This is a genomic window from Rhodococcus sp. BP-316, from assembly GCF_019836105.1.
GTDB lineage: Bacteria > Actinomycetota > Actinomycetes > Mycobacteriales > Mycobacteriaceae > Rhodococcoides.
The window spans coordinates 430,564-442,459 of record NZ_JABUEE010000001.1 but is presented as its reverse complement, the minus strand read 5'-3'; the positions used below and the strand labels follow the sequence as shown (position 1 = coordinate 442,459).

Annotated in this window: 12 protein-coding genes; 8 read left to right on the top strand and 4 right to left on the bottom strand. The window is 69.6% G+C overall.

Going from position 1 to position 11,896, the window contains the following annotated elements; all coding sequences use genetic code 11:
* Positions 1-71: 71 nt before the first annotated feature.
* Complete coding sequence (locus tag HQ312_RS02030) at positions 72-905, bottom strand: glutamate ABC transporter substrate-binding protein (protein WP_027505129.1); 834 nt, start codon at positions 903-905, stop codon at positions 72-74.
* Between the two features lie 37 nt (positions 906-942).
* Complete coding sequence (gene gluA, locus HQ312_RS02025; RefSeq protein ID WP_027505130.1) at positions 943-1,671, bottom strand: glutamate ABC transporter ATP-binding protein GluA; 729 nt, start codon at positions 1,669-1,671, stop codon at positions 943-945.
* A 184-nt stretch (positions 1,672-1,855) separates the two neighbouring features.
* Between gluA and miaB the strand changes: the two genes are divergently transcribed.
* A complete protein-coding gene (miaB, locus tag HQ312_RS02020; protein WP_222637660.1) occupies positions 1,856-3,397 on the top strand; it encodes a tRNA (N6-isopentenyl adenosine(37)-C2)-methylthiotransferase MiaB in 1,542 nt (513 codons plus the stop codon).
* Entirely contained in the window at positions 3,385-3,966 is a 582-nt protein-coding gene (locus tag HQ312_RS02015; RefSeq protein WP_222637659.1) for a hypothetical protein, read from the top strand. Before miaB ends, HQ312_RS02015 begins: the two co-directional genes overlap by 13 nt.
* A 10-nt stretch (positions 3,967-3,976) precedes the next feature.
* Here the strand turns inward: HQ312_RS02015 and HQ312_RS02010 are convergent, their stop codons facing one another.
* Positions 3,977-5,434, bottom strand: coding sequence for a DUF349 domain-containing protein (locus HQ312_RS02010; RefSeq protein WP_222637658.1), 1,458 nt, complete (start codon positions 5,432-5,434; stop codon positions 3,977-3,979).
* A 155-nt stretch (positions 5,435-5,589) separates the two neighbouring features.
* Here HQ312_RS02010 and HQ312_RS02005 point away from each other — a divergent pair, with 155 nt between their 5' ends.
* From HQ312_RS02005 to HQ312_RS01980, 6 genes are all read left to right on the top strand, one after another.
* On the top strand, positions 5,590-6,312 hold the full coding sequence (locus HQ312_RS02005; RefSeq protein WP_222637657.1) for a hypothetical protein: 723 nt from the start codon (positions 5,590-5,592) through the stop codon (positions 6,310-6,312).
* Positions 6,309-7,223, top strand: coding sequence for a tRNA (adenosine(37)-N6)-dimethylallyltransferase MiaA (miaA, locus tag HQ312_RS02000; protein WP_222637656.1), 915 nt, complete (start codon positions 6,309-6,311; stop codon positions 7,221-7,223). The genes HQ312_RS02005 and miaA overlap by 4 nt, the downstream gene beginning before the upstream one ends.
* The gene (locus HQ312_RS01995) at positions 7,220-8,074 is read left to right on the top strand and encodes an RNA methyltransferase (RefSeq protein WP_222637655.1); all 855 of its coding nucleotides are present in this window, start codon (positions 7,220-7,222) and stop codon (positions 8,072-8,074) included. The genes miaA and HQ312_RS01995 overlap by 4 nt, the downstream gene beginning before the upstream one ends.
* A gap of 4 nt (positions 8,075-8,078) precedes the next feature.
* Entirely contained in the window at positions 8,079-8,951 is an 873-nt protein-coding gene (dapF, locus tag HQ312_RS01990) for a diaminopimelate epimerase (protein ID WP_027505134.1), read from the top strand.
* Positions 8,952-9,035: 84 nt separating this feature from the next.
* A complete protein-coding gene (gene hflX, locus HQ312_RS01985) occupies positions 9,036-10,499 on the top strand; it encodes a GTPase HflX (RefSeq protein WP_027505135.1) in 1,464 nt (487 codons plus the stop codon).
* A complete protein-coding gene (locus HQ312_RS01980) occupies positions 10,496-11,542 on the top strand; it encodes a hypothetical protein (protein WP_222637654.1) in 1,047 nt (348 codons plus the stop codon). Before hflX ends, HQ312_RS01980 begins: the two co-directional genes overlap by 4 nt.
* Positions 11,543-11,607: 65 nt before the next feature.
* Here HQ312_RS01980 and HQ312_RS01975 read toward each other — a convergent pair whose 3' ends face one another.
* Entirely contained in the window at positions 11,608-11,865 is a 258-nt protein-coding gene (locus tag HQ312_RS01975) for an HPr family phosphocarrier protein (protein WP_027505136.1), read from the bottom strand.
* Positions 11,866-11,896 lie beyond the last annotated feature (31 nt).

Here is an 11,896-nt window from a genome sequence, read left to right as displayed (position 1 = left end):
AGAGCGGTGACGAGTCGAACGGGCGGTTCACCGGTGTGAACCGCCCGTTCGGGTCTCGCGAAGAGTGGTGATCAGTAGCGATCGACGGTCGGCTGTGCGGGCAGCGGGTACCCGGACGGTCCGACGGTGTCCTCGAATGCCTTCTGCCACGACCCGTCCTCGATCATGGCGTCGATCGCGTCGTTGATCTTGGTGCGGGTCTCGTCGTCGCCCTTGGCCAGGCCGATACCGTAGCGCTCCTCGGTGAACGGCTCGCCGACCACCTTGAGCTCACCCGGGTACTGAGCCGCGTAGCCGGCCAGGATGATGTCGTCGGTCGTGACCGCGTCGACGGCGCCGTTGCGCAGTGCCTCGACACAGGCGGAGTAGGTGTCGAACTCCTGCAGCTGCACGTCCTGCGCGTACTGGTCCTTGACCTTCTGCGCGGGGGTGGAGCCGGAGACGGAGCAGAGGCGCTTGCCACCGCTGAGCGACTCGGGGCCCGTGATGTCGGTGTTGCCGTCGGCAACGAGGAGCGACTGTCCGGCGACGAAGTACGGTCCGGCGAAGTCGACCTTCTCCTTGCGGGCGTCGGTGATCGAGTAGGTGGCGACGATGTAGTCAACCTCACCGTTCTCGATCAGCGTCTCGCGCTGCGCCGACGGCGACTCCTTGAACGTGATGTTCTCCGGCGTGACACCGAGCTTGCCGGCGACGTACTTCGCGACCTCGACGTCGAAGCCGCTGAACGAGCCGTCGGGGGTGCGCAGGCCCAGGCCCGGCTGGTCGAACTTGATGCCGACGGTCAGCTTGCCGCTCTCGGCGCTGGACGACGCGCTGGTGGCCTCGTCGCCACCACACGCGGTGGCGGCGAAGGCGAGCGCGAGTGCGGCGACGCCGACACGGGCGGTACGGGTGATTCTCATCGAGATCCTCCAGAAGTTGGGACGAGCGGGTGGGAGATCAGTGACTCAGGATCTTGCCGAGGAAGTCCTTGGCGCGATCGGACTTCGGTGTGGTGAAGAAGGTCTCGGGATCGGTGTCCTCGACGATCTGGCCGTCGGCCATGAAGATGACGCGATCGCCGGCGCGGCGGGCGAAGCCCATCTCGTGGGTCACGACCACCATGGTCATGCCCTCCTTGGCCAGCGACGTCATGACGTCGAGCACCTCGTTGACCATCTCGGGATCGAGCGCCGAGGTCGGCTCGTCGAAGAGCATCACCTTGGGGTTCATGGCGAGTGCACGCGCGATGGCGACGCGCTGCTGCTGGCCGCCGGAGAGCTGCGCCGGGTACTTGTCGGCCTGGTTGGCGATGCCGACGCGTTCGAGCAGACGCTGCGCGGTCTTCTCGGCCTCGTCCTTCTTCATCTTGCGGACCTTCGTCGGCCCGAGCATGACGTTCTCACGAATCGTCTTGTGCGCGAAAAGATTGAAGGACTGGAAGACCATGCCGACGTCCGCGCGGAGCGCGGCGAGCGACTTGCCCTCGGAGGGAAGTGCCTTGCCGTCGACCTCGATGGTGCCCTCGTCGACGGGCTCGAGCCGGTTGATGGTGCGGCACAACGTCGATTTACCCGACCCGGAGGGGCCGAGGACGATGACGACCTGGCCGCTGGGAACGTCGAGTTCGATGTCCTTGAGGACGTGCAGATCACCGAAGTGCTTCTGCACGCCGTGCATCGCGATCATGGGGGCAGACGATGCTGTGGACGAGCGATGTTCGCGCTCGCCGTCAGGGTGGGTCATGGCGATGACCCTAGAGGTAGTTTCCTCCGCCACTGCTCGTTTTGGTGCGGGGACCGCGGATATGTAATGGAAACTTTACTCGGACCGCTCGGTGGGTCGGGTTCGAGCGCCGCCGTACCCTGGAGGGGTGGACACGATCGACACCCAGACCCTGCCTGCGCGGTCCGGGACTGCGCGCACCTACGAGGTGCGCACGTACGGCTGCCAGATGAACGTGCACGATTCCGAACGACTGTCCGGCCTTCTCGAGGAGGCCGGTTACGAGAAGGCCGACTCCGGGTCGTCCCCCGATCTCGTCGTCTTCAACACGTGTGCGGTACGCGAGAACGCCGACAACAAGTTGTACGGCAACCTCGGCCAACTCCGGCCGGCCAAGGACGAGAACCCCGACATGCAGATCGCCGTCGGTGGGTGCCTCGCACAGAAGGACCGCGACGTCGTGGTCACGAAGGCGCCGTGGGTGGACGTCGTGTTCGGCACCCACAACATCGGATCCCTGCCGGCGCTGCTCGATCGGGCGCGCCACAACCAGCGCGCCGAGGTCGAGATTCTCGAGTCGTTGGACGCGTTCCCCTCGACTCTCCCGGCCAAGCGCGACTCCGCCTACTCCGGGTGGGTGTCCATCTCGGTGGGGTGCAACAACACCTGCACCTTCTGCATCGTGCCCGCACTGCGCGGCAAGGAGGTCGACCGCAGGCCGGGCGACATCCTCGCCGAGGTGCAGGCCCTCGTCGACGAGGGCGTGCTCGAGGTGACGCTGCTCGGACAGAACGTCAACGCGTACGGCGCCTCGTTCGCGGATCCCGAGCAGCCGCGTGACCGGGGTGCGTTCGCATCGCTCCTGCGCGCGTGCGGGGAGATCCACGGTCTCGAGCGCGTCCGGTTCACCTCGCCGCATCCCGCCGAGTTCACCGACGACGTCATCGAGGCGATGGCGTCGACGCCCAACGTGTGCCCGACGCTGCACATGCCTCTGCAGTCCGGATCGGACCGCGTGCTGCGTGCCATGCGCCGCTCGTACCGCAAGGAGAAGTTCCTCGGCATCATCGACCGGGTGCGCGAAGCCATCCCGCACGCGTCACTGACGACGGACATCATCGTGGGCTTCCCCGGGGAGACCGAGGAGGACTTCCAGGAGACCCTCGACGTCGTCCGTCGCGCTCGCTTCAGCAGCGCCTACACGTTCCAGTACTCCAAGCGACCGGGAACGCCGGCCGCCGACATGCCGGATCAGGTGCCGAAGGCCGTCGTGCAGGAACGCTACGAACGGCTCGCCGCTCTGCAGGAGGAGATCTCCCACGAGGAGAACCGTCGCGTCGTCGGAACCGAGGTGGAGTTGCTCGTCGCCGACGGGGCCGGACGCAAGAACGCCGTCACCGAGCGGATGAGTGGACGCACCCGCGACGGGCGACTCGTGCACTTCACCCCGACGGGCGCCATCGACCGCGCCGTCCGGCCCGGCGACGTCGTCGTCACCACGGTGACCGACGCGAAGCCTTATCACCTGGTCGCCGACGTCCCGGTGCGCTCGCACCGGCGCACCACGGCCGGCGACCGACACGAGCGGGGCACGATGCCCCGGACCGCACCGGTCGGTGTCGGGTTGGGGTTGCCGTCCGTCGGCGCCCCGGCGCCCGAGCCGGTCACGACGATGGGATGTCCACTGTGAGTACCGAGCCGACGACCGGGTCCGATCCGGCGGCCGCCGAGAAGCGGATCTCGGGGCGTATCGACCCGGGGGTCCGCGCCGTCGTCGTGGCAGTGGTGGTGTTGTTGCTGCTACTGAGCTTCGCACTGCCGCACACAGGTTCGGCCAACGCGTGGGACGTGCTGGTGCACGACGAGGACGCCGTGGCGGAGTCGGTGGCACTGCCGTCACGCATCTTCGTGTGGCTGACCCTGGTGTTCGCGGTCGGCTTCTCGGCCCTCGCCCTGGTCACTCAACGCTGGGCGCTGGCCTGGGTCGCGCTCTACGGGTCCGGGGTGGCGACGGTGCTGGGCATCCTGGCCATCTGGTCGCGTCAGACCGTTCCCGTCGGCCTCACCGGGGCCGGCCCCGGGCTGGGCCTCGTCCTCGGCTGGTTGCTCGTGGTCGTGCTGGCGTTCCACTGGTTCAAGGTGGTGTGGAACCGCTCCAACGCTCAGTGGGCGGCTGCCGCCGCCCGGCGGGACGCGGCCGTGATGGACGAGGCGCGGCGCGAGAACGTGCTGGACACGTCCCGGCGCCGCGACAACTGATCCTCCGGAGTCACAGACCGCCGAGGGCGCTGTCGGCGGCGTCGGCCCACTCGCGCCACTGCTGTGCCTGCGCACGGGCCTTCTCGGCGTCCTTGGCCTTGCCCGCGGCCTCGGCCTTCTGGGCCTGCTCCTCGAACTGCGCGACCCGCTCGCGGAACTGAGCCGCGCGCGCCATCGCCTCGGGGTCGGTGCGTCGCCACTCGGAGTCGGCGGCGTCGCGGACGCGCTTCTCGATCGCGCGGAGCTTGCCCTCGAGATCGTGCATCTTCTCGCGCGGGACCTTGCCGATGGCGTCCCACTTGTCCTGCAATGTCCGCAGTGCTGCGCGGGCCGCCTCGATGTCCTTGGACGGGTCGATGTGACCGGACTCGGCCAGCAGCCGTTCCTTCGCCTCGGCGTTCTGCTCGAACTCCGCGTTCTGCTCGGACTGAGCCGCGTTGCGTGCCTCGAAGAACACGTCCTGGGCGCCCTTGAATTTCTGCCACAGCGAGTCGTCGGCGTCGCGGGGAGCCCGGCCGGCGGCCTTCCACTCGGTCAGGAGATCGCGGAACACCTGCGCGGTGCCCACCCAGTCGGTGGACGACGACAGTTCCTCGGCCTTGGCGACCAGTTCTTCCTTGCGCACCTTGGCGGCACCGCGTTCGCGGTCGAGATCGGCGAAGTGCGCGCCGCGGCGGCGGTTGAACGCCTCCCGTGCCTTGGAGTAGCGCTTCCACAGGGCGTCGTCGACCTTGCGGTCGACGCCGCGGAGGGTCTTCCACTCCTCGAGGATCACGCGAAGACGGTCACCCGCGGCCTTCCACTGCGTGGATTCGCTTCCGATGGTCTCGGCCTCGACGGCCAGCGCCTCTTTGCGTGCCGTCGATTCGGTCCGCTCGGAGTCCTTGCGCTTGCGATGCTCGGCGGCGACCTCGTCGGAGTGTTCGATCACGGCCTGCAGGCGGGTCGCCAGCGCGTCGATGTCGCCGATCACCGCAGCGGTGGGCAGGGTCTCGGCGAGCGCGACGGCGGCGGTCTTCGTCTTCTTGGCGTCGCCGGCGCCGGAGGCGAGTCGCGCCTCGAGGAGTGCGACCTCGGTGGCGAGATCGTCGTAGCGGCGCCCGAAGTGTGCGAGGCCCTCGGCCGCGTCACCGGCCTGCCAGGAACCGACCTGCCGCTCTCCGTCGGTGGTACGTACCCACGCGGAACCGTCCTCGTCGACCCGGCCCCAGCGGGACGGATCGGTGACGACCGGGACGACAGCGGGCGTCGTCGGCACGTGGTGTGCAGCCGGATGCGGCGTCGGGTGCGACTCCCCGTCGCCTGTGGACGACGACGGTGCGGACGGATCGGCCGGGGCACTGGGCCGGGTGGGCGCCGGGCGCGGTGCGCCGCCGGGTCGAGGACCCGGTCGGGGCCCGGGCCGGGGAGGTGTGGGGCTCGCCTGCGCCTCGCCGGGGGCGTTCTCGGTCGTCTCGTGCTCGGTCATGGTTCTCTCCGTCTCTGCCGCGCGTCACGGCTGCCTGGCGCTACGTGGTTCTCTGCTCGGTCGTTCTCGGCCCATTCAACCCCCTCCGCGCGTCGGCGACCATGCAAACCCCGAGGGACGCGCGGAAAAGGGACGCCCTCGGACGGTCGACTACCGTGGCGTCCGTGCTGTCCGCCCTCGCCTTCGTCCCGTCGCCTCCGTTGCTGCTCGCGGAGCTCGCCGGTTCCGCCACAGGCGAACTGGACGATCTGCGTGCAGCCGTGCGCGAGGTGTGCGACGACCTGGGGCAGTCCTGTCACGGCTGGATCGGGGTCGGGGTCGGTGCGACCACGACCTGGATCGACGGCGATGCCGCGGGTACGTACGCCGGTTTCGGGGCCGATGTCGTGGTCGGTCTCGCCCCGGATCGCGGGCCTGTCGATCGCGCGATGGAGTTGGCCGCGCTGACCGTCGGGCTGCTTCGCGAGCAGGCTGTTCCGCAGTGGTCGGTCCCCGTACAGCTCGTCGCTCGGAACGCGAGTGTCCAGGACGTGGCGGCAGTGGCGCTCGACCTGCGCGGCCGCGTCGACGCCGCGCCCGGCCCGGTGGGGCTGCTCGTCGTCGGTGACGGGGCGACGACCCTGACCGACAAGGCGCCCGGCGCGTTCGACGACCGGGCCGAGGCGGTGCAGCACGCGATCGACGATGCGCTCGGCAGAGCCGACGTCGATGCGCTGGCGTCCCTGGACCCTGCTCTGTGTGATGCCCTCGGCGTGGACGGGCGGGTGGCATGGCAGGTGGCGGCCACGCTGGTCGGACCCGCACGAGTGGTGCCGCACAGTCTCTTTCGCGGTGCCCCCTACGGAGTCGGGTATCACGTCGCCTCGTGGTCGCTGTGACGCGACCGACACCGGTCGCGGTGATCGGACCCACGGCCACGGGCAAGTCGGCCCTCGCGCTCGATCTCGCCGAGCGCCTCGGCGGGCACATCGTGAACATCGACGCGATGCAGCAGTACCGAGGCATGGACATCGGTACCGCGAAGACGCCGGTGGCGGAGCGTCGCGGCATCCCGCACCACCGACTCGACGTCCTGGACGTCACGGAGACGGCAACGGTGGCGGCGTACCAGGACGCCGCGGTGCGGGAGATCGAGGAGCTGCTCGAGCAGTCCGTCGTGCCCGTCGTCGTCGGCGGATCGATGATGTACGTCCAGGCTCTGCTGGACCGATGGCAGTTCCCGGCCACGGATGCCGCGGTGCGTGCCGAACTCGAGGCCAGGCTCGCCGCCGAGGGGGTCGCGGCGCTGCATCGCGCACTCGCCGAGTCCGATCCGGCGGCCGCGGCATCGATCCTGCCGACCGACGGCCGACGCATCGTCCGCGCGCTCGAGGTGGGACGCCTCACCGGGAAGCCGTTCGCCGCGTCGGCGCCCACCATCGGCGAGCCGCGCTGGGACACCGTCGTCCTCGGCATCGACCGTGACACCGACGAGCTGGACGCGCGCATCGCGGCACGCACCGACGCGATGTTCGCCGAGGGGCTCGTCGCCGAGGTCGAGACCCTCGTGGGGCAGGGACTGCGCGAGGGAGTCACCGCCCCGAGGGCGATCGGCTACGCGCAGGTGCTGCAGCTGATGGACGGCGAGATCGACGAGGCGGCCGCGCGCGAGGCGACCTTCGTCGGTACCCGTCGCTATGTTCGCCGCCAACGTTCCTGGTTCGGTCGTGATCCCCGCGTGCACTGGCTGCGCGGGGGCGCATCGGACCTGCTGGACGCCGCACTGCGCACGAGGGGAGAACACCGATGAGCGATGCGCTCGTCCTGTCGAGGAACGCGCGGTTCCAGCAGTGGCAGTCCTACCTCGTCACCCGCGGCAAGCGCACCAAGGCGGGAGTCTTCCTCGTGCAGGGAGTGCGGCCGGTGACGCTGGCCGTCGAGCACGAGTGGCCTCTCGAGTCCGTGCTCTATCGAACCGGCGACCCCTTGTCGTCCTGGGCCACGTCGACTGTGGACCGCTGCCGGGCCGCAGGCGTGTCCGCGGTGGGTGTCGCGCCGGAGTTGATGGCGGAGCTCGGCGAACGCGTCGATCAACCACCGGAGGTCCTGCTCCTCGCACGGTCCCGGCTCCTCGATCCCGGCCACTGGACTCCGACGGGCGACGCGCCGGTGGTGGTCGCGTTCGATCGGCCGACGTCGCCGGGCAATCTCGGCACCCTGATCCGGTCCTCGGACGCCTTCGGAGCGTCCGGGCTGCTGGTCAGCGGGCATGCCGCGGACCCGTTCGATCCCGCGTGCGTCCGCGCGACCACCGGGTCCCTGTTCGCACTCCCCGTGGGACAGGTCGGAGGTCCGGAGCAGGTTCGCGCGATGGTGGACAGGCTGCGGCAGCAGGGCACCGACATGACGATCGTGGGCACCGACGAGACCGGCACGGTGGCAGCGCACGAGCACGACTTCACAGGAGGAACGGTGCTGGTGGTGGGCAACGAGACCCGCGGCATGAGTGCCGCGTGGCGGGATGCCTGCGACGTCGTCGTGTCCATCCCGATAGGCGGCGCGGCGAGCTCCCTCGGAGCACCGTCCGCCGGCGCCGTCGGGCTGTACGAGATCACCCGCCAACGGCTGATCGCGCGGACGTCCGCGCCGGTGGGAGACTGATCCCATGCAGTTCACCAAGGGACACGGAACGCAGAACGATTTCGTCGTGCTGCCGGACCCGGACGCACTCCTCGATCTGAGCGCACACCGCGTGGCGACGCTGTGCGATCGCCGAGCCGGGCTCGGCGCGGACGGGGTACTGCGAGTCGCCCGCAGCGGTGCTCTCGTCGACCGCGGCGTGCTCGACGCGCTGCCCGAGGGCGTGTCCGCCGGCGACTGGTTCATGGACTACCGCAACGCGGACGGGTCCATCGCGGAGATGTGCGGCAACGGTGTCCGGGTGTTCTCCCATTACGTTCGTGCGGCCGGTCTCGTGGACTCGGACGAGTTCGTCGTCGGATCGCGCGCCGGCGGAAAACCGGTCACGGTGCACTCGCACGACGCCACCGACGCCGTGGTCACCGTCGAGATGGGCACCCCGCAGGTCTTCGAGACCTCCGACACCGAGGTCGACGGCAGGTCCTTCACGGGCATCGGCGTCGACGTCGGCAATCCGCACCTGGCCTGCGTGTCCGCCGATCTCGATGCGGAGACCCTCGGCGACCTCGACCTCACGGCGCAACCCACCTTCGACGGTGCGGTGTACCCGCACGGGGTCAACATCGAGTTCGTCACCGTGCCGAAGGACGGTGCGGTGAGCATGCGTGTCCACGAGCGCGGCGTGGGGGAGACCAGATCGTGTGGCACGGGCATCGTCGCCGCCGCGGTCGCGGCCCTGCGCTTCGACGGGTCCGGCGACGGCGAGCTGGCCGTCCACGTTCCCGGTGGTGTCGTGTCGGTGCGCGTGTCGAACGGTTCCGCGTCGATGCGGGGGCCGTCGGTGCTGGTGGCGTCGGGGGAGCTGTCGGACGCCTGGTGGGCGGGGCTGGAAGCGTGACGGCCGGGGTGCGGGTATTCCCCGCGACACGGTTGCGTAAATGACAGTGCACGTCAGGACGTTCTCGTGGATCATGGGTCTCGTATGACGACAACGAATGCAGCGGCCGACAGGGCCGACACGACAGGTTCCTCCCACAGCGACGGGTTCGAGCAGGACGCCGAGTGGTCCACCGGCGACATGCAGCTCGACGATCGCAGCGCACTGCGCCGTGTGGCCGGACTCTCCACCGAGCTCACCGATGTCACCGAGGTCGAGTACCGCCAGTTGCGGCTCGAGCGCGTGGTGCTCGTCGGTGTCTGGACCAGCGGTTCCGCCGAGGAGGCGGAGTCCAGCATGACCGAACTCGCGGCTCTGGCCGAGACGGCGGGTTCCGAGGTGCTCGAAGGGCTGGTGCAGCGTCGCGACCGACCCGACGCCTCCACCTACATCGGCTCCGGCAAGGCGAAGGAACTGCGCGAGGTGGTCATCGCGACCGGCGCGGACACCGTCGTGTGCGACGGTGAACTCACGCCTGCGCAGCTGACGGCACTGGAGAAGATCGTGAAGGTGAAGGTCATCGACCGCACCGCGCTGATCCTCGACATCTTCGCTCAGCATGCCTCCTCCCGCGAGGGCAAGGCGCAGGTCGCCCTGGCGCAGATGGAGTACATGCTTCCGCGTCTGCGCGGCTGGGGTGAGTCCATGTCGCGTCAGGCGGGTGGCCGCGCCGGCAGCAACGGCGGTGTGGGCCTGCGTGGTCCCGGTGAGACGAAGATCGAGACCGATCGTCGTCGCATTCGCGAGCGCATGGCGAAGCTACGTCGCGAGATCCGGGGCATGAAGCAGGCCCGCGACACCAAACGTGAGCGCCGGCTGCAGGGCAACGTGCCGTCCATCGCCATCGTCGGCTACACCAACGCGGGGAAGTCGTCGCTGCTCAACGCGTTGACCGGATCCGGTGTGCTGGTGCAGAACGCACTGTTCGCGACCCTGGATCCGACCACGCGCAAGGCGACGCTCGAGGACGGCCGCGAGTGCGTGCTCACCGACACCGTCGGCTTCGTCCGCCACCTGCCGACCCAGCTGGTCGAGGCGTTCCGCTCCACGCTCGAGGAGGTGACGGACGCCGATCTGCTGCTGCACGTGGTGGACGGGTCCGACCCGCTCCCCATCGGGCAGATCGAGGCGGTCCGCGAGGTCATCGTCTCGGTGGTGCGCGAGCAGAACGCCGCGGCGCCCGAGGAACTGATCGTGGTCAACAAGATCGACGCCGCGGATCCCGTCACGCTGACGCAGCTGCGGGGCCTGCTGCCGGGTGCGGTCTTCGTGTCCGCGAAGACCGGTGAGGGCATCGAGGAGCTGCGGACACGACTCGGCGAGCTGGTCCGCCCGCCCGAGGTGTCGGTCAGCGTCCTGCTGCCCTACGACCGCGGCGACCTGGTGTCGCGCATCCATGCGGACGGACGGATCTCGAGCACGAGTCACGAGAGCGGCGGTACGCGCATCGACGCGACCGTGCCGACGGCGCTGGCCTCGATACTCACGCGATACGCCCACAGCGCGTGAGCCGTCGGTTCGCGCCGGTGCTCGGCGCTGCCGTGGTGGCGCTCGTGGCAGCGTCTCCCGCGGCGGCGCAGACCGAGGCACCGGATGCGGAGCCGTACTGTGTGCCGACCGATCCGGGACTGTCCGAACTCTCGGGCATGACGGTGCTCGACGGGACGGTGTACGCGATCGGGGACAGCGGCGCCGACGACCGTGTCGCGCGCCTCGACTCCGAGTGTGCAGTCGCGGAGTGGCTTCCGAATCCGGTGGATCCGTACGACGTCGAGGATCTCTCGTCGTTCGAGGGGTCGTTGTGGCTCGCGGACATCGGCGACAACGACCGTCGACGCGACGCCGTGGCCCTCACCCGGATGGATCCTGCGGCCGGTGGTGCCGGTGAACTGCACCGGCTCACCTATCCCGACGGTGCGCACGATGCCGAAGCACTCCTCATCGGGCCCGACGGCCGTCCCGTCGTGGTCACGAAGGACGGTCTCGGAACCGGTGCCGTGTACACCGCGGACACGTCGGTGTCCGATCTCCCGAGTCCCGGTCCCACCCCGCTGCGCCGCGTGGCCGACTTCGCGCCGTCCGCGACGACCACACCCGGGGGTCCGCCGCTGCTCGACGGCAGTCGCCTGGTCACCGGCGGCGCCGTGAGCGCCGACGGGTCCATCGCTGCTGTGCGCACCTACACCGATCTGTACCTGTGGTCCGTGCGGGACGGTGACGTGGCCGCGGCCTTCGCGTCGGCCCCCGCCCGCGTCGTCGCGCTCCCGCCGGAGCCGCAGGGCGAGTCGATCGCCTTCACCTCGGACGACGAGGTGCTGCTCGGGTCCGAGCAGGGTGTGGACACGGCCGCAGCTCTTCCCGCCGTCCTCGTCCTGCGCGATGTGGCAGCCTCAACCCCGGCCGACCCGGAGGCCACCGAGACCGCGGACTCCGAAGTACCCGCCGAGCCCACCGGGTCCATCCTCGTTCCGTTGATCGCCGCCGCGGCGTCGGTCGGTGTGGTCGTGGTGCTGACCCTGTTCTTCGTGCGTCGACTGTTCCGGTCGCGGTAGACACAGAAGCACACATGACGACGGCCCCCACGGTGTGTGGGGGCCGTCGTCGTCTGTGCGGAAGATCAGGCGTCGAGGTCCGACGCGACCAGTGCGGCGACCTTGTCGAGCGTGGCCTGATCATCACTGGTGATCGTGACCTCGGTGCCCTTGGTGGCCCCCAGCGTCATGATCATGAGCGCGGAGCCGCCGTCGACGGCCTCTTCGCCCTCCACCTCGAGGGTGACGTCGACGCCGGAGTCGGCGACCGCCTCGGCGATGACGGCGGCGGGACGGGCGTGCAGGCCGATGGCGGATCCGACCGTGACCGTGGTGCTGGGCATCGTGGTGATCTCCTTCTTCGTCAGGTGAGTG

Bases quoted from the DNA above. Each gene is read 5' to 3' on its own strand.
- HQ312_RS02030 (WP_027505129.1), bottom strand. From the start codon at position 905: ATGAGAATCACCCGTACCGCCCGTGTCGGCGTCGCCGCACTCGCGCTC.
- gluA (WP_027505130.1), bottom strand. From the start codon at position 1,671: ATGATCGCGATGCACGGCGTGCAGAAGCACTTCGGTGATCTGCACGTC.
- HQ312_RS02015 (WP_222637659.1), top strand. From the start codon at position 3,385: ATGTCCACTGTGAGTACCGAGCCGACGACCGGGTCCGATCCGGCGGCC.
- HQ312_RS02010 (WP_222637658.1), bottom strand. From the start codon at position 5,434: ATGACCGAGCACGAGACGACCGAGAACGCCCCCGGCGAGGCGCAGGCG.
- HQ312_RS01995 (WP_222637655.1), top strand. From the start codon at position 7,220: ATGAGCGATGCGCTCGTCCTGTCGAGGAACGCGCGGTTCCAGCAGTGG.
- dapF (WP_027505134.1), top strand. From the start codon at position 8,079: ATGCAGTTCACCAAGGGACACGGAACGCAGAACGATTTCGTCGTGCTG.
- hflX (WP_027505135.1), top strand. From the start codon at position 9,036: ATGACGACAACGAATGCAGCGGCCGACAGGGCCGACACGACAGGTTCC.
- HQ312_RS01975 (WP_027505136.1), bottom strand. From the start codon at position 11,865: ATGCCCAGCACCACGGTCACGGTCGGATCCGCCATCGGCCTGCACGCC.